The 21,794-nt window shown below is 36.1% G+C and carries 20 protein-coding genes, 2 pseudogenes and 1 riboswitch; of the genes and pseudogenes, 10 read left to right on the forward strand and 12 right to left on the reverse strand.

Annotation, left to right across the window (positions count from 1 at the left end):
- Positions 1-304: 304 nt before the first annotated feature.
- The 3 genes and pseudogenes from ACHZEU_RS15090 to ACHZEU_RS15100 all read left to right on the forward strand — a co-directional run bounded on the left by ACHZEU_RS15090 (position 305) and on the right by ACHZEU_RS15100 (position 3,213).
- Positions 305-1,357 (forward strand): annotated as a pseudogene (locus tag ACHZEU_RS15090) (AI-2E family transporter).
- A gap of 65 nt (positions 1,358-1,422) precedes the next feature.
- Positions 1,423-1,956, forward strand: a complete 534-nt coding sequence (locus tag ACHZEU_RS15095) for a GNAT family N-acetyltransferase (protein ID WP_404803522.1) — start codon at positions 1,423-1,425, stop codon at positions 1,954-1,956.
- Between the two features lie 225 nt (positions 1,957-2,181).
- Positions 2,182-3,213 (forward strand): S66 peptidase family protein, encoded by a 1,032-nt coding sequence (locus tag ACHZEU_RS15100; protein ID WP_066037941.1) that lies wholly within the window; start codon positions 2,182-2,184, stop codon positions 3,211-3,213.
- A 42-nt stretch (positions 3,214-3,255) separates the two neighbouring features.
- Here the strand turns inward: ACHZEU_RS15100 and ACHZEU_RS15105 are convergent, their stop codons facing one another.
- Together ACHZEU_RS15105 and ACHZEU_RS15110 are read right to left on the reverse strand one after the other, a co-directional pair.
- The gene (locus ACHZEU_RS15105) at positions 3,256-4,599 is read right to left on the reverse strand and encodes an MATE family efflux transporter (protein WP_404803523.1); all 1,344 of its coding nucleotides are present in this window, start codon (positions 4,597-4,599) and stop codon (positions 3,256-3,258) included.
- A complete protein-coding gene (locus tag ACHZEU_RS15110; protein ID WP_112116834.1) occupies positions 4,586-5,053 on the reverse strand; it encodes a GNAT family N-acetyltransferase in 468 nt (155 codons plus the stop codon). Before ACHZEU_RS15110 ends, ACHZEU_RS15105 begins: the two co-directional genes overlap by 14 nt.
- Before the next feature lie 86 nt (positions 5,054-5,139).
- Here ACHZEU_RS15110 and ACHZEU_RS15115 point away from each other — a divergent pair, with 86 nt between their 5' ends.
- The 3 genes from ACHZEU_RS15115 (at position 5,140) to ACHZEU_RS15125 (ending at position 8,633) form a co-directional block, all read left to right on the forward strand.
- Positions 5,140-5,970, forward strand: a complete 831-nt coding sequence (locus tag ACHZEU_RS15115; protein ID WP_009370580.1) for a MerR family transcriptional regulator — start codon at positions 5,140-5,142, stop codon at positions 5,968-5,970.
- Between the two features lie 184 nt (positions 5,971-6,154).
- Entirely contained in the window at positions 6,155-7,456 is a 1,302-nt protein-coding gene (locus ACHZEU_RS15120) for an SMI1/KNR4 family protein (RefSeq protein ID WP_279493371.1), read from the forward strand.
- A 1-nt stretch (position 7,457) separates the two neighbouring features.
- Positions 7,458-8,633: a DUF4272 domain-containing protein gene (locus ACHZEU_RS15125; RefSeq protein WP_259419980.1), complete on the forward strand. Its 1,176-nt coding sequence runs from the start codon at positions 7,458-7,460 to the stop codon at positions 8,631-8,633.
- Positions 8,634-8,682: 49 nt separating this feature from the next.
- Here the strand turns inward: ACHZEU_RS15125 and ACHZEU_RS15130 are convergent, their stop codons facing one another.
- The 3 genes from ACHZEU_RS15130 to ACHZEU_RS15140 form a co-directional block, all read right to left on the reverse strand.
- A complete protein-coding gene (locus ACHZEU_RS15130) occupies positions 8,683-10,095 on the reverse strand; it encodes an erythromycin esterase family protein (protein WP_279493370.1) in 1,413 nt (470 codons plus the stop codon).
- Positions 10,096-10,234: 139 nt separating this feature from the next.
- A complete protein-coding gene (locus ACHZEU_RS15135; RefSeq protein WP_016993423.1) occupies positions 10,235-10,588 on the reverse strand; it encodes a hypothetical protein in 354 nt (117 codons plus the stop codon).
- A 22-nt stretch (positions 10,589-10,610) separates the two neighbouring features.
- Positions 10,611-11,294 (reverse strand): DUF2225 domain-containing protein, encoded by a 684-nt coding sequence (locus tag ACHZEU_RS15140; protein WP_016993422.1) that lies wholly within the window; start codon positions 11,292-11,294, stop codon positions 10,611-10,613.
- 322 nt (positions 11,295-11,616) lie between these two features.
- Between ACHZEU_RS15140 and ACHZEU_RS15145 the strand changes: the two genes are divergently transcribed.
- Both ACHZEU_RS15145 and ACHZEU_RS15150 read left to right on the forward strand, forming a co-directional pair.
- Positions 11,617-12,390: a Cof-type HAD-IIB family hydrolase gene (locus ACHZEU_RS15145; RefSeq protein ID WP_048394023.1), complete on the forward strand. Its 774-nt coding sequence runs from the start codon at positions 11,617-11,619 to the stop codon at positions 12,388-12,390.
- A gap of 60 nt (positions 12,391-12,450) precedes the next feature.
- On the forward strand, positions 12,451-13,047 hold the full coding sequence (locus tag ACHZEU_RS15150; RefSeq protein ID WP_404803524.1) for a DedA family protein: 597 nt from the start codon (positions 12,451-12,453) through the stop codon (positions 13,045-13,047).
- A gap of 30 nt (positions 13,048-13,077) precedes the next feature.
- On the opposite strand, the pseudogene ACHZEU_RS15155 reads toward ACHZEU_RS15150, so the two are convergent.
- From ACHZEU_RS15155 to ACHZEU_RS15175, 5 genes and pseudogenes are all read right to left on the reverse strand, one after another.
- Positions 13,078-13,815, reverse strand: a pseudogene (locus ACHZEU_RS15155) (cyclase family protein).
- Between the two features lie 89 nt (positions 13,816-13,904).
- Positions 13,905-14,010: riboswitch (SAM riboswitch) on the reverse strand.
- Positions 14,011-14,091: 81 nt separating this feature from the next.
- Complete coding sequence (locus tag ACHZEU_RS15160; RefSeq protein ID WP_016993417.1) at positions 14,092-14,490, reverse strand: hypothetical protein; 399 nt, start codon at positions 14,488-14,490, stop codon at positions 14,092-14,094.
- 120 nt (positions 14,491-14,610) lie between these two features.
- A complete protein-coding gene (locus ACHZEU_RS15165; protein WP_404803525.1) occupies positions 14,611-16,182 on the reverse strand; it encodes a helix-turn-helix domain-containing protein in 1,572 nt (523 codons plus the stop codon).
- Between the two features lie 74 nt (positions 16,183-16,256).
- Positions 16,257-17,207, reverse strand: a complete 951-nt coding sequence (locus tag ACHZEU_RS15170; RefSeq protein ID WP_404803526.1) for an ABC transporter substrate-binding protein — start codon at positions 17,205-17,207, stop codon at positions 16,257-16,259.
- Between the two features lie 158 nt (positions 17,208-17,365).
- Complete coding sequence (locus ACHZEU_RS15175) at positions 17,366-18,550, reverse strand: MFS transporter (protein WP_048394031.1); 1,185 nt, start codon at positions 18,548-18,550, stop codon at positions 17,366-17,368.
- Positions 18,551-18,660: 110 nt separating this feature from the next.
- Here ACHZEU_RS15175 and ACHZEU_RS15180 point away from each other — a divergent pair, with 110 nt between their 5' ends.
- Positions 18,661-19,044, forward strand: a complete 384-nt coding sequence (locus tag ACHZEU_RS15180; protein WP_016992625.1) for a helix-turn-helix domain-containing protein — start codon at positions 18,661-18,663, stop codon at positions 19,042-19,044.
- A gap of 55 nt (positions 19,045-19,099) precedes the next feature.
- Here ACHZEU_RS15180 and ACHZEU_RS15185 read toward each other — a convergent pair whose 3' ends face one another.
- Positions 19,100-19,945, reverse strand: a complete 846-nt coding sequence (locus ACHZEU_RS15185) for an aldo/keto reductase (RefSeq protein ID WP_016992626.1) — start codon at positions 19,943-19,945, stop codon at positions 19,100-19,102.
- A 332-nt stretch (positions 19,946-20,277) separates the two neighbouring features.
- Between ACHZEU_RS15185 and ACHZEU_RS15190 the strand changes: the two genes are divergently transcribed.
- Entirely contained in the window at positions 20,278-20,718 is a 441-nt protein-coding gene (locus ACHZEU_RS15190) for a VOC family protein (protein WP_404803527.1), read from the forward strand.
- 56 nt (positions 20,719-20,774) lie between these two features.
- On the opposite strand, the gene ACHZEU_RS15195 is transcribed toward ACHZEU_RS15190, so the two are convergent.
- On the reverse strand, positions 20,775-21,653 hold the full coding sequence (locus ACHZEU_RS15195) for a LysR family transcriptional regulator (protein WP_048394039.1): 879 nt from the start codon (positions 21,651-21,653) through the stop codon (positions 20,775-20,777).
- Positions 21,654-21,794: the final 141 nt, after the last annotated feature.

Below are 21,794 nucleotides of genomic sequence, written 5' to 3' on the forward strand. Positions count from 1 at the left end.
TTTAAAGGGTTATAATAGATTTATAGAATTTTGGCTGATACGCTGGTAAAGCTTTCACAAAGGATAAGAGTATCGACTTTTTAATTTGACAAGACATACAATTCACTTCAACCCCGCCTTAGGTTTTATACAGACACTTCTAAAAGAAACATACATTTCGTCTTATTTTGAAGGTAGATGGCTATACTCATTAAATGAGAGGGAAATTTTTACATAAGAATGATGCGTATTGTTATAAATCAATTTTATAGTGTAGCCCTAGGTAGCAGAGGCAGCGAGGCCGTTTTGTAGAAGGAGTGAATAAATGAATAATTTCTTTCGGAGTAATGGATTTAAGCGTTTTATTATTCTAGTCGGGATTGCTCTTGCATTATATTTAATGCGTAGTATGATCAATCTAATTTTACTTACGTTTATTATTACTTATTTGATGAACCAGCTTACTACGAAGACAACGAAAAGCATAAGAAAATATACGCCGATGAATGAAAAAGCTGTGACGGTAACATTATACCTTTTACTTGTTGCGGGTATTGTAGCTGTTATTTACAAATATTTACCAATTGTGACCCAGCAGATCACACAGCTTTTCGACCTCATTGCAAGTTTTAATCTCGATCCAGATGACAATGAGATTGCGAGATACTTAGCACCGACTTTTGAGAAAATAGAGCTCGGGAAATATTTAGAGCAAGGTGTGGATTTAACTCTTAAAAATATTACGAATATTGGTAAAATCATTATGCAAATATTGATTTCTCTAATTTTGAGTTTATTCATCTTGTTAGAATAGAATCGTATTATTGAGTTTATAGCTAAGTTTAAGKATAGTWAAATTGGGCCGCTTTACGATGAGCTTCATTCTTTCTCAAKAATATTCATCYGCTCATTTGGTAAAGTAATTGAAGCACAATTTATTATTGCTGCTGTTAACTGTGTGTTATCCGTCATTGCCCTTTCTATTATGGGCTTCCCACATTTGATTGCACTTGGGATTATGCTCTTTATTTTAGGCTTAGTTCCAGTCGCGGGAGTTATCATCTCATTAATACCATTAAGTATTATCGCATATAGCATTGGTGGCTTGATGTACATCGTCTATATTTTAGTTATTGTCATGGTTTTACATGCCATTGAAGCTTACTTCTTAAATCCAAAGCTTATGTCTGCCAAAACAGATTTACCGATTTTCTATACGTTTATGGTCATTCTCTTTTCTGAGCATTTCCTTGGTGTATGGGGACTAATCATAGGTATTCCACTATTTATGTTCCTGCTTGATATTCTAGGTGTAACCTCCTCGGAAGACCCTGCGAAGAAATCGGTAAAGGTACACACTGAAAAACAAATGGAATAGTTCCAAACAAAGGAATCATCTACATATATGATGATTCCTTATTTAATGCACAAGAGGTGTTTATATTGATAAAAGGTCAACAGGTCTATTTAAGAGAAATACGTGAAGATGATAGTGATAGTATTATAAGATGCTTTCAAAATGAAGAAATCATGTATATGACAGGAACACGGAATATTTTAACAAAGGAACAAATCAAAGAGGCGATCAAACGCTTTAAAGCAGATTCTTCTCGCTATGATTTTGCTATTTGTTTAGTTGATAATGATCAGGTAATTGGTGATTTGGCGATTATGGAGGTTGATTTAGATAATAAAAAGGCAGTGTTCCGTATAGCTTTACATAATATAGAGAATTGTGGCAGAGGTATGGGTTCAGAAGCAGTTAGGCTTGCTCAAAGATTTACATTTGAGGAGCTAAATCTGAATCGCTTAGAATTACAGGTATATTCACACAATAGTAGAGCAATTAAATCCTATGAAAAGGTCGGCTTTCAAAAAGAAGGTGTTTTGAGGCAGGCCTTGTTTATGAATAATACATTTTCTGATGAAATCATTATGAGTCTGTTGCGTGATGAGTATATGAAAATTCAAAAGTAGAAATTTAACCAGCACAGATTTTTGTGTTGGTTTTTTTTCTGAACACAAGTATAATTGGTGAAAATTTCTGTGTGTGAAGGACAGAAATAGTGTTGAAACTTTCATAGCTGTATTTTTAGTTAAAATGCATTCTAAATCTGATATAGCAAAACTAATTAAGAGACCCAAAATCGTCTTGTTGTTGTAAAACAATTATTTTTTGCAGGCATAAAGGAGAGATGGTAAATGAAAATACAATATCCTACTTTAAAAACGCCTCTTACGATTGGCGTGACAGCACCCTCTAGTGGAGTCGAACAGCATCTTCATCTATTAATAACAGAAGCTGAAAAACAATTAATACAAAGAGGAATGAAAGTTATTATTGGAAATACTACCTGGACGCAACTTAAAGGTAGAAGTACAACAAAAGAAAAGCGAGTCTCTGAACTTATGGACTATTTATTAGATGAGCGAATAGATGTCGTCATGCCACCGTGGGGAGGCAGTTTTCTAATGGAGTTATTACCTTTAATCGATTGGGACGAATTAAAAAAAGCGGGACCCAAATGGATATTAGGGTATTCAGATATTAGTACTTTATCTTTTGTATACACAACCATGACGGGGTACGCATCCGCACATGGGGTGAATTTTACTGAATTATCTGCACCTCAATGGGATGAACTTTCTTCTAAATGGATAGACGTAATTACATGTAAGACTGGTCATTCAATAACTCAAAGCTCTTCTCACTATTTTCAATCGAGCTGGGAGCAAGTTTATAAAAATCCTGCTACAGGATTTTATTTTGACAGTGAAACCGAATGGAAAGTTCTAAACCAAGAGCGTAGTAATCGTATGACAGGTAGGTTGATAGGTGGCTGTTTAAATACATTGCAAATTCTTATAGGTACGCCCTTCGATTACGTTCAATCATTTATTAACGAATATTGCTCTGAGGAAGGAACAATATGGTATTTAGAAAGTGTTGGTATGGATGCAGCAAAAATCTACCGAGCTTTATGGCAATTAAAGTATAATGGTTGGTTCAATAAATGTAATGGTGTTCTAATCGGACGAGCAGGACTATATGAAAATCTAGGGGACTTTACATTGGTGGATGCATTAGGGGATATTTTTGACGAGATGGGAATACCAGTTTTCTATGAAGTAGATATTGGACATGTCCCCCCTCAATTAATTCTAGTGAATGGAGCAGTTGGGGAAGTAATAGTAGAAGAAGGAAGAGGTACGCTAAAAATGCAATTTTGTTAGGCAAACATATTAAAAGGGGACCTTGATGAAGTCCCCTTTCATTTAAGCATGGTCAGGAGATGAAAGGGTTCTTGGATTTTTCCTAATGAACAAGTAAATAAGCAATGCTGTAATTCCTTCTGCTACTGGGAAGGTCCACCAAATAGCCTGCGAGCCAAGTATCTTGGGTAGTATGATGAGAGTAGGGATAAATAAGATAATACTACGTAGTAACATAATTGTTGTAGCAATACGAATTTTTTCAATGGATTGAAAGAATTCTGCGAACACCATGTTGATCCCTAAAAATACATAGCCAATGGCAAAATGTACAAAGCCCTGTGCTGCCATACTCCGAATTTCAAATGAGCTATCTCCAAATAACGCCATTAATTGAGAAGGGAAAAGAAGAGCTATAAGAGCTGTTGTTAATCCTAAAATAAATGCGGTAGCTAAACCGATTTTCAATAAAGCAGTTAATCTTTCAAGTAATCTTGCCCCGTGGTGATAGCTAACTAACGGTTGTAGAGCCATACCGACTCCAAGGAAAATAGTCAACAAGACAGTATGGATATAATTGACCATTGCATAGGCAGTAACGCCATTCGCACCTAAATAATGTAAAAATGTAACGTTATACAAAATAACGATAACTGCAACGGAAGCTTCAACAATAAAGCTAGGTAAACCTATAGCAAAAATTTTTTTCAAATCTGATAGATTTAAAAATGAAGTGACAAATTTTAACTCAGATTGAGGACGGAAAAAATGAAGACATAGCACAGACGTACCTATAATTGTAGCTATTGCTGTCGCTAAGGCACAGCCAGTCACACCATAATCTAGTACGAAGATGAAAACGTAATTTAAGAGTATATTCAAAGCCGATGTTGTAATTAAGCCCAGCATAGCCAATTTTGGGTTGCCATCATTCCGAATAAAAATACTTAATAAATTTTCAAGTGTGTAAAATATCCCAAAGAGCAAAATTACATGTAAATACTCCTGCACATAAGGATACGTATCATCGCTCGCTCCGAATATATAAGAAATGTCCTTTAGATTTAACGCGAGAAATCCAATAATCGTTATCACAACCACTAGCATTGTAGAAAACGCCAATGTAAATAGTTGATGGGCACGTTGCTTATTGCCCTCTCCTAGAGAAATCGAGAAAAGAGTAGCTCCTCCCATGCCAATCCATAGAGAAATAGAAAGCAAAATAGAGAAAATAGGAACAGCTATATTAACTCCAGCTAAAGCTGTAGGTCCCACGCCATGACTAACGAAAATGCCATCTACCAATATATTGACGGACATTAAAAGCATCCCGATCATTGCAGGGAATAAGTATGATAAAAATAATGGTTTCAGTGGCTTTGTTTCAATTGGATTAATGGTTGTCATAACCATGCACCTCCAAAACCATCACTTTTTCCCCTTTATCATCTAGCTCACCATTAAATATAAAACCAAATTGTTTATACAGCTGGATAGCTACAGCGTTATTGTCATAAACACTTAAATATATCTGAAGACAGTTGAACTTTACTGTTAAATATTGAATAAGTTGCTGTAAAAAATGTTTTCCCAAACCTTGTCCTTGGTATTGTTCTGCAATTAGATAGCGATCAAGCCATACTCGTTGACTGTAATCATCATGAGGGAATAAGCCGTACATAGCGAAGCCTATAGCGGTGTTATCTTTATACAGACCTAAAGGCGTAAAGCGTCGATCCATTTCCGCCTCTGTTAAGCATTGTTCTGTAGATTCTATAAAATGTTGCTGATTGTCAGCGATGCGTAATGCTAAAATTTCTTTCTTGTTAAAAGCTGTAATGTCACGAATCTCCGTGAACATAATGTCAAAACCTTTCTATTTTTATTTTGAATAGGTACAATCTAAAGTATATAGTAACTWTATAGTCAAGGGAGGAAACTCAAAAAATGCTTAATAAAAATGTAAAGTATTTTACAACTGGTGAATTTGCTAAATTATGTAAGGTGAATAAACAGACACTTATTTATTATGATCAAATTGGTTTATTATCTCCCATCATGAAAGATAGTAAGGACTATAGGTATTATTCACTTGCTCAATATGATTTTTTCGGTGTTATTGAATTATTAAAGGCAGTGGGGATGTCCTTAAAGGATATTCAGCATTATATGGCAGAGAAATCACCTGAAAATTTTTTAGAATTGATGCACCAACAAAAAGAGCATGTTGCGAAGAAGCGTAGAGAACTAGAAATGATTGAGAATATTATTGATGTCAAAATCAAAATGACAGAGGAAGCACTGCATCTAAATTTTAAGGACATCACGATTGAGTATTTTCCTGAAGATACATTATATTTGAGTAAAAATATTGAGAATTCTACAGAAGAGCAGTTTGTGAAGGCTGTATCTGACTTTATTGAGGAATTGGATCGCTCTCAATTAGATACGGGGTATCCCATTGGAGGGATAACAAGAAGAGAGCAAGTGTTAGCTGGGAATTACGATAACTATAGTTATTTGTATATTGAGCAGCCTCATCCAAGAGAAGGGCATCCTTATTTTAAGGCGATAGAGGGTGAATTTGTGATTGGTTATCATGTAGGCCCCTCCTCAAAACTTGGTGAGACATACACACGGCTATTTAATGTCATGCATGAAAAGGGTTATGAGCTAGGTCAGTATGTATACGAGGAATACATTTATGATGCCGTAATGAAAAATCGAGAAGAAGAGTATGTAACCAAAATTATGATGGAAGTAAAGAAAGTAAAATAATTCATTAAGACGTAATAGAAAAGAATGAATATAGCTGAGACATTTATCATATACGAAGGTTTAGATGGCAGTAAAATAATAGCATTTTGTCATTCTGTTTAAAGTTAGCCTAATCAGTAAATGATTTCCTGACGATAAATAAGAAGTATGACATCACATGAGCCTTATATGGAGGTTAGAGACAATGTGGATTGAGCGTTGGAATCATTTAGTAGAGCGATTGAAGCAGCAGGGAGCTTGTGTACATCCGATTGAAATGCGGCCAGTCGCTACCGAGCAAGAGTTACAGCAGGTTGAGGAAAGACTTGGTGTACAAATCCCTAATGGGTTTCGTCAACTGTTGCAAAATTGCTCAAAGCAAGTAAGTATTTATTGGTCATTACCAGATGAGGCGATACTTCCCACTGAATTGTTAGATACGCCTTCTGGTGAATTTGGCTGGAGCCTAAAAGCTCTAGACTTTCCTTACTTTGGAGAGAATGATGAATCGTATGAAAAGCAATATTTACAATTTTTTACGGCCGGTAATGGAGATGCCCTTCTCCTTAAGCTTGACGACGAAACGGTTTGGTATTGGAGCCATGAAGAAGATGAGCTTGATTTGCTTGCTGCCAACTTTCATTCGTACGTTGATAATATGACGGCTTTAGGCTGTATTGGCGTAGATTGCGGACAGCATCGTCAATTTTGTAGTGAAAATGGATTGGATATTGAATTGTATCGCTCACAATTATGGCTAACTTGGCTAGAACAATATTTAAGCTCTAATTTACAGCAGGCTCAATCCAGCTTAGCATCTTTACTTCATTATGTTTCCATGCATGGGGTGAAAAAAACAAGCGTGCAGGAGGCATTTTTGCATTTTGATGGAGTACAGGTGTATCAGGCTCTTCGACATAAGTTAGAGCGAGCTCAATCTCAATCAGAACAAAAGGCGTGGAGTGAAATTTTAGTCAAGATATGTCCGAGTGAGGCGGGAAATTGGGCGAGAGAACTTTGGCAAGGACAGAATGACGTACCTGACTGGCTGCGTGATTATGTAACAGTACATTGTTTGCCAGTTAATGAAGGACAATCTTTTATCTTAATGGATATCGAAAAAGATAGAATTGATGCCTATACTGCCCTATATCGTCTACGCCAATTTCACCATCCAAATATTATAGACTGGATGAGATCCTATGTCACGTTTCCTATTGATGGGTGGGATACACTTTTAGCTGAGTCACAACCAAGTGCAGAGACATTATACGAGTGGTTAAATGGCAACGAAGTAGAGAGGCTAACATCCATCCGAGCTGTTTGTCAGATGATGCAGCGGGGAATCACACCTACAACTATGATAGACGAAGAAAAATGGCGTCCTTTGCTGGCATATTGGGTTGAACATGAGGTGCTACGGAAAAATAAACAGCTGTTTAGCCAAGCGCTTAGTTGTTTGGAAAATTGGTTATTAAAATGCTATATGCGACTAAGGAGAGAGTAGATTGAACCATTTTACGATATTCGCTTCCAAAAATGATACAGATGATATTCAGGATAAACTATCCGATGTATTGGCAAAAAGCTTCATTATTGAAAAAGATGAAAACGAATATTTATTAAAATCAAGAGGTTTATTTAATAAATATAGATGTTCTATAAACATTTTAACTGAAGATACGCACCCTGATTATTTTGCAAAAAATATACCTGGGATGATGGGCTTTTACGATAAAATTCCATTTAAAGATGAACAGCTAAAAGAACGTATAATGATTCAAATATCAGTGCTCAATACTGTCGTTGCAATCGAAATGAACAAAGAGATGACAGAAGACCATATGCAGCAATTTATAAAATTACTAGCAAGCATAGGGGGGATTGGTTTCCTATCAGATGGTACTTTGCTGGATCAGAACGGTATGGTTATTGTTTATCCTAATGGAGAATCAGGTCCATCTGATTTTCAACCACATGCTTGTACAAGAAAGATACATGCACAAGAGGTCACATCAGCGCAGGGAGAGGCACGAAAAATTAGAACGATAGCCTTTTTAAAAGAGAAGAACATACCTTATGCGGCATCGCTTCCTCAGCTACCACCAGTAGAAAATCTTCAATTTAAAAGCCAAGAGGATATTGCAAGAAGAGCAGTTGCCCTGTTGATTGTTATTCAATTCGCTTGTGATGTAGCACAGAAGGGTGATATTGAGGAGTCTAGAGAGTTCTTTACCAATATGCTACACACATATGAGGTGCATGAATTTTTAACGGAGCATGAAAAATTCTTTCTTGAGGCTCAGCATCCTGGTGCTCAAGAAGCTGTCAATATATCATGGCAATATGAAGCCTATTGGACACTTATTTGGGCATTGGGACTTGTGGAAGAGCTAAATTTCCCTGACGATGTATGTGATTGTGAATATGCAATTCAAGTAGTTTCTCGTTGCGAGACATTTGAGCAATTTTATGGTCAAACGGTACTGCGCAGTAAGGAAGATATAGTGGATGAGGCGGATAAAATTTACAGATTACATTGGGCTTGTGTAGATAGCCGCATCAATGGACAAGAAGCTCCTTTAGCATTAAATGAAAGTGTTGTGATGGAAAGACGGAGAGGCTTATTTTGGATGATTGGATATCAAGACGAAGAATGGGATACTATATCGATGGATACTTAAAATAATAGCAAACTAGGAAATCTAGTTTGCTATTGTTTAATAAGAGAGATTATTTGATATAAGTTGGTTTATTCACCTGATCTATTAAAAGTATACCATCGTATTGGTCGCGCGGAACAAGACTTTCCTGTATCATTCCCCAACTATAGGATAAGCGTGGTTCAAACATCCATGAGTTGCCTCGTTCATTTTGTCGATTGCGTAAATCGATGAATGTGTAAGGTTTATTTGTTGAAGACAGAATATCTTCAATAGATCCTTTGACAGGAGGTAAAACAGGCATAGGTTCTCCCATATTATTAGCTGTCTCTCCACTAGTCATGTATAGACCTAATACATAGCTATATTTCTTATAGATATCAGGTAAACGTTCCCCCATTAATTTAACTGGGTAAGGAGATCCCATTACATCCGATTGTGCTTTACGAATATGATCGTTATGAGCCCATACAATAAACTTTTCTGTAGGGTACACCTCTTCAGCTAACCAAAGTAAGTTCTCCATCATCGCTTGATCTCGCCATTCCATAGTTTGCAAAAATGATTCTATATTATTTTGTTCAATGTCGATATTGGACTGAATTGTTAACTCTATATATTCGTCTGCTAGTCGAATACGATCTGCTAGAGTGCGATCCATTAGTTTTACAATATGAGGCTCTTTTGGATAAGCTGCCTGTAGCTCTTTTTCTTTGAATTGTATTTGTGATTTTACCTGTTTATATACATCAATTATAGTAGCTTTTACTTTTTGATAGCCCTTCAAATCTTTTCCCGAGCTCCATTCAGCAAGTTGCTTCTCAGCTTCATCGAATTGCTGAGCCAACTTAGGGTTTTGCAGCCAATCTCCGTTCGTAAATGCTCCTTGCTGTTGAATATCGAAGCCAGTAAGTACAAGAGGTTGCTCTGTTGCTTGAGTCGATTTTGCATAGTCAAACAGAGGCAAAGTTTCTTTTGTCCACCAAACGCCGAAAATGGCATCCTTCATTGTTTGTAGAGCTGCTTGTTTATCAATTTGTCCTTGAGCATTCATCACATTACCCATACCACTTTCAAAGGCAAGGACATTATAGCCCATATCTTGATGTAAAAATTGTATTAAACGTGTTTTCGCTAGATTGAATTGCGCCACTCCATGAGAGCTTTCCCCTAAAAAGACAATACGTTTATCATGTAATAAAGGTTTTAGCATCTCTAAATCGTCAAATTTGTTAGCGGGAATTTTTTGTCCGTCAAACGTTTCAGGCTGGATGGATGACAGGCTGTATGCATGGTCATTCGCCCATTTTTTCCAATCAAGTAATGTTTCATTAGAAGTCCTAGCTTGTTTGACGGCAGAATCGTTTTTAATAATCTGCTCATTTACAGGGACAGCAGCAGAGACATTTACTACTCCACTTACTGTCATTAAACTTGCCAGTGCAAAACTTAATAAAACCTTATGCTTCCTAGCTTTCCTCATTAATTATCAGCCCTTCACTTTATATTGATACTAATTATAGAAAGGCAAGTTTAAAGTTTAGGAAGAATTTGTTTAAAATTAGTTTAAATTTAGTATGTAAAAAAGAAAAACACCTCCAATTGATGGAGATGTTGGAATGCTATTTATAATGATACGTACTTGCTCTTACATGGTTACGTTGAATTTGGTTAAACCATGCACGATCCTTTTCTTCTTGTTTTAATGTCCCAACAATGGAGGAAGAGCAGCTCACGCAAATTTTAGCTTGCGTAATCTGTCCACATCGTTCGCATGGAGCCCCTAAATTAGGAAAAATGGAGTTCTTTAATTTACCTGCTTTTACCCATTTGTAAAGCAGCTCAGATGATACGCCTGTTAGAGCGACAACTTCTTCGTTTGTTAGGTAGCGATTATTTTTTCTTAATAAAAAATGATGTAGCTCTGAAAATATATCCTCTTCTCTCACATCAATTTTCTTTTGAAATAGCAACATAATTAATCATCTCCTCGTCCCATTAATTAATGATTTCATTAATTGTTATGGGTTGTTCGTCATATTTATAATTTTCCCAACGATTGCGTGCAAGCTTGCGATATTTTGGCGAAACATTTCGATCAGCGATTAAGCGTGAAAATCCTTTTTTTGCTTCAGGAATATCACCAAGTCGAAGGCTTAATTCAGCATGTAAAAACTGAATTCTCTCTCCACCTTCTTGATTAGAGGCAAAGGATTTACTATAAAAGTCTCTAGCTGCAAAAAGATAACGCTTTTCGGATTCTTCGTCCTTTTTTAATCGATAGAGCCAAGCAATTTTTAAAGCGAAATTCGCCATTAAAAGAGATTCTTCCATTGATGCACGGGATACTAAATAGGCGAGCTTAAAACTGATAATGGCATCATCAATTGTACGTTCCTGACAGATATCCATAGGTTTCTGGAGCTCTTTAATGTATAGTTCATCAATGAGTAGCATGAAAGGTCCATATGTCCGTGTCATAGATTTATGGTAGGCATAGCCACAATGTGGACATACGGCAACTTCATATAGCAAAGGGTTTAGGCCATCGTAAACAGGCATGAAATCCGTCTGTTCTTCGATAATTTTATATCGATTAGGGCGAACTTTATATGTTGTAAACTGCTTTTTGCAAAATTTACAATCCACACTACTTTCATAGTAGTAAATGTTAAATGCCATAAGAATCAACTCCTTTGCGTGCACTAAAATTTTATTTCTTTTGTTCTATTTATACGTCAGATTTTATCGTTCAATGTATTTAAGATATTATCTTTTATTTTAACAATTTTGTGTTCTTTGGTATACTCCTTTAGAATTATTAAATAAAAATATTCAAGGAATTTTTAGTTAAATATTATTATAAATACGCTTGTAATAGTTTTTATCGGTGGTGCAAAAGGAAGTTATATAGTTTGCTTAAAGTTTGTCAAAATACTTTCACATATTTCATGGGAGAAAAATTATAAATTGGTTCTAAATGACTATAAAGGAGGTTCTMAAAATGAAGTATAATATCGTGTTTTTTGATGTAGACGGCACATTGATTAATTACGAGGATGGCTGTGTGGAAGAAAGTACAAAACAAGCTATTCAGCTATTGCAAGAAAAAGGAATCCATCTTGTAGCGGCTACTGGAAGACCCTTATCTATGTGCTATGAGTTAAAAGCGCTGGGGATTGAAACCTTTATTACTGCAAATGGGGCCTATGTGAAACATAAGGATCTTGTCATACATAAAACTCCGATTGCCAAAGAAATTGTCCGCAATGTACAGGCATTTGCACAGGAACAGCAGCATAGCCTAACATTTTTTACAGAGCAGCTATCCATGAATAGCATACAAAGTCCAGTAGCTTTAAGAGCGATGCAAGAAACTTTATCTTTACGGGATTTTCCACTTATAAATGAAAAAATTGTAGATGAAGAGGTTTTTCTCATGTGTCTATATGCGGATGAGCTGGCTGAAAAAAGATATACTAGCCAGTTTTCGAATATATTTTTACAGCGTTGGCATCCTTATATTGTGAATGTATTACAGCAGGATGTTTCGAAGTCTATAGCTATTAAAGCGGTGCTTGATCATTTCAATATTGACCCTAAGAATGCGATTGCCTTTGGGGATGGGGATAATGATGTTGACATGTTGGAATATGTAGGAGTAGGAATTGCCATGGGAAATGGTAGTAAAGCTCTAAAAAGTGTTGCGAATTTTGTTACAAAGACATCTACAGATGGCGGTATCAATTTTGCTTTACGTCAGCTTCAAGTCATTTAGAGCGCTGAGGCTACACTATATATAGCAGGTAGATTTTAATAAATTTAGGTGGGATGATTTATGGCACATCACGTGCAGTCTCTATTTGAACATTACGGATACTTTGGTCNNNCCGTGCTTATAATTGGTGGTATTGGATGGGTGCAACTTCATGATGAGGTTTTGCTAACTTATGTAGGCTATAGTGTTTACCGAGAAAGTCTTGAACATATTCCTGCTTTAGTCAGTGCAATGATTGGTGCGGTTGGAGGCATTACCTTAAGCTATTATATTGGTTATCGTTTTGGCTTACCGTTATTGCAGAAATATGGCCCTAAAATTCATATTACAGAGCAAAAAATTGACTTTACGAAAAAGATGTTTACAAAAATAGGACCTACCCTATTATTAATTGGCTATTTTATCCCCGGGGTACGCCATTTGACAGCATATATTGCGGCTATTAATAATTATCCTTATAGAAAGTTTGCGCTTTTTGCCTATACAGGGGCATTTATCTGGACGTTCACATTTATATCATTAGGAAAGATGCTTGGAGAGAAATGGCGATTTGTTGGATACTATCTGACTCATTATAGTATCTATCTTATCCTTTTATTTATTGTAGGGATGCTCATTGCTTACTTTTTATTCAAAAAAAGAAATGGACAAACATAAAAGTCGGTATACGCTATACCGACTTTTATGTTATGGCAAAATAGCAAATGAGCGCACAGGGAAGCCAGATGCTTTTTCTGGCTTAGGTACGATATTGAAGATGATAGCGCCTTTCGCAGGTAGCTTGTCCAAATTCGTCATTAGCTCAATTTGATAGGTGTCTTGGTCAAGCACAAAATATTCGCCATCTAGCTTGCCATTTTTACGAAAATCAGCAGCAGAGTCCGTATCGAAAGTTTCATGACCAATTGCGCTTACCTTGCGTTCTTTTAGTAAAAACTGTAAAGCTTCTAAACCCCAGCCAGGGATATGGTTATGTAAATCTGCATCCTTATTACTGAAAGCCTCTTTATCTGTCCAGCGCTTACTCCAATCTGTGCGTAATGCTACAAATGTTCATGCTTCAAGTTCTCCATGCTTGTCCTCAAAATCAAGAATATCTTCAACACTTAATGAAAAATCATGGTTGCTCGCAGCCTCTTGTGATTTATCAATAACAACAAGGGGAAGAACAAGCTCTTTTAGTTCTAATTCTTCTAAGTAGCGAGTATCTCGCACAAAATGAATGGGTGGGTCGATATGTGTGCCATATTGACCAGGGAACGTGAATTGTTGAGCGAAGAAACCGTCCTTATGAGAAAATAACGTTTCAAATTTAGCGTCCTCAAACATAAAAAAATGTGGTGAATTAGGGCCGAATGTATGTGTTAAGTCAACCCACTGTTTCGATTTTAATAATTGCAATGCTTGTAAAAGTTCATTAGACATTGATTTCCCTGCTTTCTGTAAAAATAGTTGTAAATAAAAAGGAGTCCCCTAATAGAAGAGGACTCCTGCTGCAACAACGGTAGTTCTTCTTCTCATCTTCAAGGCTGATCATTTTGCCAATTGGAATTAGCACCATACTGTTAGCTGGTTGCTGAGACTTCATCGGGCCAATCCCTCCGTCTCTCTTGATAAGAAAAGTAATATAAGAATTTTCAGAAATAACAATACAAACACTTTAGCATAGTTTTTTATAGTTTACAAGTTCACTAGGAATTTTCACCAATTCAAATTTAAGGTGACTCCACAACAATCATTATCAATAAGACGTATTCTAAAACTGTCTGGTGTATAGTTTGTTTCAAATTTCATCGTAATGCCTGTTGATGTGATTAATTTTTCAACCTCTGTTTTATTTGAAAGTTGAGCAGCATTCATTAAATCATGTGCGAATTGTTGGGAGCTATCTATTTTATCCGTAAGTAATTGGGCTTGCTGCATCATCGCCTTTATCCGTGATGCTGAAGCTTTTAATTTGTGTGTATCGACAGGTGGAAAAGGATTATTGGTCGGCATTGCTAGATGTTGCGAAAAGGGTCTAATGGCAAAATGATTAGCGATAGGCGATGTTGGATAATGATAGGGATGCACAAAATACGGATAAGGATTGTAATACAAGGTCATTCCTCCTATCCTATAACTGATATCCTATCTTATGTAGCAAAACGGCTTTCGGTGTTATTAGCAGTGCAATGTTTGTCCTAATCATTGAAAAAGGAAGCTAAAGTAAGCTTCCTTTTAGCCAAGTACATTCAAGACATCATCAATTTTTTTACTATGTGATAAAATGCCATAATTCATCCATGTTAAAAAGTCTACTTCATAGACACAGTTGCTTTTAACGGCAGCTAGGTTTTTCCAAGTAGGAGTTTTTAAAATAGCACGTTCCTCATTTTCATAAATGGAATGTTGTTTATCAAAGGTAATAAATAAATGATCAGCATCTAATTGCAACAATTGAGCAAATGTCAGTTGTGCTTTACGTTGATTGTGCGGAATACTCCATACTAGTGAATGTGGCATTAAACCTAAGTCACGATATAAAATGGGGCCCGTATAGCCACATTCAGGACCCGCGTATAGAGTAATGCCAATGGCTGAAATACGGAGAAATGCTACACTTTGCCCATAAACAGATTTGCTAAGAATTCCTTTTGCTTGTTGTACTTTATCTTCATATTGTAGGATTACGTCTTGCATCAAGGAGGTTTTTCCTGTTAGATCTGCAATTTTAAATAAAGTAGATTGCCAATTCTCTCCAGGGTGTGAAAGATGGCAGACGGGGGCTACTTCATCTAAGTGCTGAAAGGATTCCCAACGCTCTACACCAGAATCTAACATAATTAAAGTTGGCTTATAGTAAAAGAGTCGATCCATTTCTCTATTTTGTACATCGATATCTGGCACTTTCTGTAGACCTAAATAGTCTTGTTTCCCCCATTTTGAATGACTGAATTGAGCAATTGGCGTAATCCCAAGCGCAACAAAGAAATCTTCTAAGAATGGTGCAAATACACGTATATGGCTGCTTTGATTTCTTCGATATTGTCCTGGAGAGATGCCAATATGTTCTTTAAAACGACGATTGAAATAATACTCATTATTAAATCCGACAGACTGGCTAATTTCAAATACTCGATCATTTGTTGTCATTAATAATTGCTTAGCTTTTTCAATACGAAGTTTAGTTAAATAGTGAAGAGGAATTTGTCCCGTAATATCTTTAAAAATGCGCGTATAATTCCATCTTGGTACGTCAGCTAGCTGTGCTAGCTGCTCAACCGTCCACTCTTTTTCAAAATGTTTATGTAAATGGTTAATGGACTGCTCAACAGATTGTCGATCATTTTTTTGCATCTGCTTGGGTATGGTTTGATGTAAGAGTAATAACATCAGCTCTTGAAAGTGTACATGCTGTTCAAAAATCGTGTGATCATCCTCCGYTAACCGGTTCTGATAGATTACTTCTAGCAGTCTATGACATTGTGAAAAGGGGAGAAGATGTCGTTCGCTGATACTTGTAAAATGACTATATGAATTTTGACTATTGCTGAGATTGACAATGTTGAATTGTAATTGATAAAAACAAAGGTGCTTACTTTGAATATGGATACTAACCGTGTTATTTGGCGGAATCAATATGCACTTTTCTTCACTAAAATGAATGGTGTCATGATCTATGGCTAGCTTTCCGCTACCATTCATTACGATCAAAAGTGTATAGAAATCACTACTAATCAATAACTTTTTTGATGATTGAATTGAATAAGAGATATTTTGTAACGTATAAACATGTGTTAAGTTACCCATTGATAATTCCCCCCTTTTTTTKAATTGGCAGAACAACACAAAGAAAGCCCTCATTAARAGCTTTYTTTGGAAAATTATTTGACGAACYATTTCTCTAAATCATCATACTTTAGCAAGTTGGCTGTGATTGCGCCAGATTGCCAATATGTGCGATCAGCAATATAAACATGCCCATTTTTTACAGCAGGGAGTGTTTTCCATAGTGTACTATCTAACCATTTAATGGCTTCTTGGTTTTCTTTAGACTCCCATGTTCCGTTTGAAGGGAAAAGGATGATATGATCCGCATCTAATTCCGTGATAGCCTCTTCTGATAAAACCTCGTGAAACTCTGTCATATCACGGGCTAATGGATGTGGTGTTAAGCCTGCCTCTGTGTAAATATAGCCAGAGTAGCGATTTTTAATGCCAAATAACGCTAATGTATTATCTGCTACATTTAGTCGTACAACAGCAACTGTTTCGTCTCCGATTGATTCATCTAGTTTTGCTTTTAAATCGGAAACACGTTGCTCATATCGATCAACCATTTCTTTTGCTTTATCAGGAATATTTAAAACATCAGCTATTGTTTCTACAATTTTACGTGGATCTTGTAGAATATCTTCTTTCAAGCGGTAAGTAGGCGCTACCTTTGAGTATTCATCATACTTTGCCTTGTCTGCGGCACCATCTACAATGATTAAATCAGGCTTGGCTTGTAATAATGTTTCCATGCTACCAGTAATGTCGAACTCAGGAACATCTAATCCTAAATAGTCCTGTTTTCCCCAAGATGGGTGATACCATTGCACAACGGGTTTTACATCCAAAGCAGTTAAATAGTCTTCCAAATAGATAGCAGCTACACGCTGTGGATTTGTAGGAATTTCTACTTTTCCAAACTCGTCTTCTACAATTCTTGTATCTTTAGATGATTGTTCTTCTGTAGCTGTATCCTCTTTTACTTCATTTGAGCCACAGGCACTTAATACGAATATAAGTGCAAAGAAAACTACAAATGAAAAATATCGACCTCTACGCATTTTATTCACTCCTATAGATTTACTAAAACAGTAAGGGTATTCCCTTAAATTAGAATGATAATCATTCTCGTTTGGTTCAAGTAAATTATAGGATACTACATATCAACAAACAATACACATTCTCTACTACTTTTTTATACAAAATGAAATTCAGAGAGTTATTGTTTTTTGTTATCGAAAAGTAACCATAAAAGTGTAACAATTGCTGCTAGCATAACCATCAGGAATCCGTATATAGGCGTATGCGCCAACGATTGGTGGCGAATAATAAAGCCTCCGATATATGATCCTAAAAATATGCCAATATTGAAAGCAGAAATATTCAATGCTGAGGCCATTGAAATTGCTGATGGTATATATTTTTCAGATAGTAGAACAGCATATAGCTGCAATCCTGGGACATTCATAAACATGAACAATCCCATTGTCAGCACCATTATTAATCCCATAATAGGTGATTCAAGAGTAAAGCCAATGCCAAGCAATGCCAATGCAAGTCCAACAAAAATAATAAAGATGGAACGTAGTGGATTATGATTAGCAAAATGACCTCCAAGAGTATTACCGATAGCTACACAAATACCATAGACAACTAGAATAATGACGACTGTATGTGGAGAATACCCCATATATTGCTCTAAAATAGGTGAAACATATGTGTAGACAACAAAAGCACCGCCGTATCCAATTGCGGTAATGAATAGTATTAAGATCATTCGAATATTGCCTAATACTTTGCCAATATCACGGATAGAGATGGGATTGCCTTTCGATAATTGGCTAGGTACTAAAAATGCATTACTAATTAAACCGACAATTCCAATGACAACAATAAAAACGAATGACATACGCCAATCTGTTACTTGTCCAATAAATGTACCGAGTGGGACACCTGTTACAGTAGCTAATGTTAAGCCAGTAAACATAAAGGCGATAGCACTTGCTCGTTTATTTGGTTCCACTACATCTGCTGCTATAACAGAAGCGATGGACATAAACACACCATGTGCTAATGCTGAAATAATACGTCCGATTAATAGTAATGCGAAATTAGGAGCTAAAGCGACTGCTAGGTTACCCACTATAAAAATGGACATGACAAGCAATAATACGGTTTTTCGACTAAGGCGGGATGTTAAAGCTGTTAGTAAGGGAGCCCCAACAGTTACCCCTAGTGCATATATAGAAACGGTTAAGCCAGCTGTGCTAAGAGAAATACCAAAGTCATCTGTAATTAATGGTAAAAGTCCCACACTGATAAATTCAGTGGACCCTATACCAAATGCACTGATAGCAAGTGCTAGTAAGGTAAGTTTAGCATTTGGCTTTTTTGATTTTGACATTTTACTACTATCTCCTTTGATTTTTTTTATTATGTGTAGTAATATTCATACATACCAAAAAGATATGTAGAGTACTTTTAGTTACTTTTGGATATTACAGGAGGTTTACGATGCAAAAAGTTTATAATATTGGTGTTGAAGCTACACTAGAAGTTATTGGTGGTAAATGGAAACCAGTTATTCTTTGTCATTTAAACCACCATGGTAAAATTCGAACAAACGAATTTCGACGATTGATCCCAGGTATTTCACAAAAAATGCTCACAAACCAATTAAGGGAACTGGAGCAGGCTGGGTTAATCAATCGAAAGGTCTTCAATCAAGTACCACCAAAAGTTGAATATTCATTAACAGCCTATGGACAAGGAATGGAACCAATTCTGAACATGCTTTGTACGTGGGGTGAAAAACATGTTGAATTATTACAGGATAAAGGTGAAGATGTACTGTTAAAACAACGTGATGATGATATTGCCATGCAGCAAACATCATAATGAGGGGAGAAAGAGACTGTCATATACAAGACAGTCTCTTTCCTCTTTTTAATGCTTATAGAGCAAAGTCAAATTCATCTGGATTTGGTCCAACACGTTGTTCACGATTCATCTCATTGATTAATGCCATTTCTTCGTCTGTTAAAGTAAAGTCAAAGATATCAGCGTTTTGCATCATACGCTCTCTACGTACTGATTTTGGAATTGTAATCACTCCATTTTGTACATCCCAGCGTAAAATAACCTGAGCATTTGATTTTCCGTATTTTGTTGCGATTTTTGAAATTGTTTCATCTTCAAGAAGTCCACCTTGCATTAAAGGTGCCCATGCTTCAAGTTGAATTTGGTGCTTGTCACAGAATGAACGAAGCTCCACTTGTTGTAAGCGTGGGTGGAATTCCACTTGGTTCACAACAGGTTTAATATGAGCAAATGATAATAAGTTATCCAAGTGTGCCACAGTAAAGTTACATACACCGATTGCTTTGATCTTGCCTTGTTCATATAAGTCTTCAAGTGCTTTCCACGATTCAGCATATTTATCTTTACCAGGCCAATGAATTAGATAAAGGTCTAAATAATCTAATCCTAATTTTTTTAGGCTCTCTTCATATGCAGCAATTGTTTCATCATAGCTTAAACCATCGTTCCATACTTTAGATGTGATAAATAAATCTTCACGACGTAAGCCAGTAGATGCTAGAGCTTGTTTAATACCTTCTCCTACACCTGCTTCATTGCCATAAATAGCAGCAGTATCGATGCTTCGATAACCAACCTCGATAGCATTTTTAACCATTTCTGCAGTAGCGTCATTTTCTACTTGAAAAACCCCTAAACCCATACCAGGCATTTGTAGGCCATTATTTAAAGTGATTGTATCTTGTAAATGAGTAATCATTTTTAGTCCTCCATGTTTTGTGATTATTGGATTGCTTACTCATTATGCTGCTAATAAACTCTCAAAAAAAGTACGTACTTTTTTGTGTCATAGAAACGTAGAGGTAACTTTTGTGAGCTGGCAATGATTAGAGGAGTAAAAATATTTATTGATGATGAACGATTAAATAAAAAAGTCACACCTGATTGGTCTTAACTACTAGTAAAAAATATCGAGTAGTCTACAAAAGGCTTTGGAGACAATTAAACAAATATTTATCTTGCGGTAATAAAAGGAAATATACGTTCGGTAGAGAATTAAAGTAGTAATACTTTAAAAAGGGGATTTTGAAGATGAATCGTTTAAATTTAATTACATTAGGTGTTAAAGATATGGTGGAATCTCTAAATTTTTATCGAGAGGGACTGGGTTTTGAAGTGGTGGTATACGGAGAGGAGACGAATCCCGATGTCATGTTCTTTAATAATGGAGGAACAAAAATATCGTTATTTCCAATTGAACGTTTAGTCAAAGATATTAATGAATCCAATCCACCAGAAATTAGMCAAGGCTTTGGTGGAATCACGCTTGCCTATAATGGTAAATCAAAAGAAGAAGTAGATCGAGTCTTTGCATTAGCAAAAAAGGCGGGTGCAGAAATTATTAAGGAGCCCGTAACTGTATTTTGGGGTGGCTATAGTGGATATTTTCAAGATCCAAATGGCTACTATTGGGAAGTTGCCTATGGCGACATGTGGCAGTTTGATGAGAATGATATGCTGATTATTCAATAACTGTTCAAAAAGAGAGCAAACTAACGTTTCTAATTTGTTCTCTTTTTTATTAATCGTTAACAATAATATTTCCTCATTAAATCCACAAAGTTTTGAGCGGCTTTAGATAAATAATGATTCTTCAGCCATACGAGTCCTACTGAGGTGGATAATTCTGCTGATGGAATTTTGTATGCATGAAGTGGTAAATCTCCATATTGTTTTAAAATAGTTTCAGGTACGATAGAGGAGCTAAAGCCAGCAGCGATCAAGTTCATTAACAGTGCCGTATCTGAGCATTCTCCAACAATGTGGGACTGCAACTGGAAGCGAGAAAATGCTTCTAATATCGAATAATGTACGCCTAAGCCTTCAGTGCTTGGTAAAAGGATTGGCCAATTTTGTATGTCAGCTAAAGATACATTGTGTTCTAAGAAGTCGAATTTTTTGGATTGTATAAAGTAAAATGGTTCAGTGTACATATGAAGAACAGAGAAATCATCTAATTCTAAAGGTAAGCGAATGATGGCAAGTTCTACAATACGGTCCCTTACTAATTTACATAGATAAGAAGATTCGTTTTGTTGAATTTTATAAGTCACCTTTGGATAATATTGTTGAAATTGTTGTAGTAATTGAGGTAGCTCAATTACTGAAAATGTATTAATGCCCAATGTCAATCGACCATGAAGGCCTAATCCAATATCCTTAACCTCTGCTTCTGCCTCTTCCATTAATTGTGCAACCTGCAACGCATATTTATATAATGTCTTTCCCGCTTCAGTTACTTCAAAATACTTGCCGCTCCTTTCTACCAACTTTGAACCGAGTTCTTCCTCCATCGTTTTTAAATGCTGACTTAATGGTGGTTGAGAAATATGTAACCTTTCAGCCGCAGCAGAAATCTTTTTTTCCTCCACAATCGCTATAAAATAGCGTAGTTGTCTTATATCCAAACATAAACACCCCTCTATTATAGGTAAAACCTAAGTAAATTATATTTCTCTAATATTTTTAATATAGTTAGGGCCATGTTAGCATATTTATCAAAGAAAAAAGAAGTAAAGTTTCTTTTTTCGAGCACCTAAATGTGAAGC

This window comes from Lysinibacillus sp. S1 (genome assembly GCF_044986265.1).
Lineage (GTDB): Bacteria > Bacillota > Bacilli > Bacillales_A > Planococcaceae > Lysinibacillus > Lysinibacillus capsici.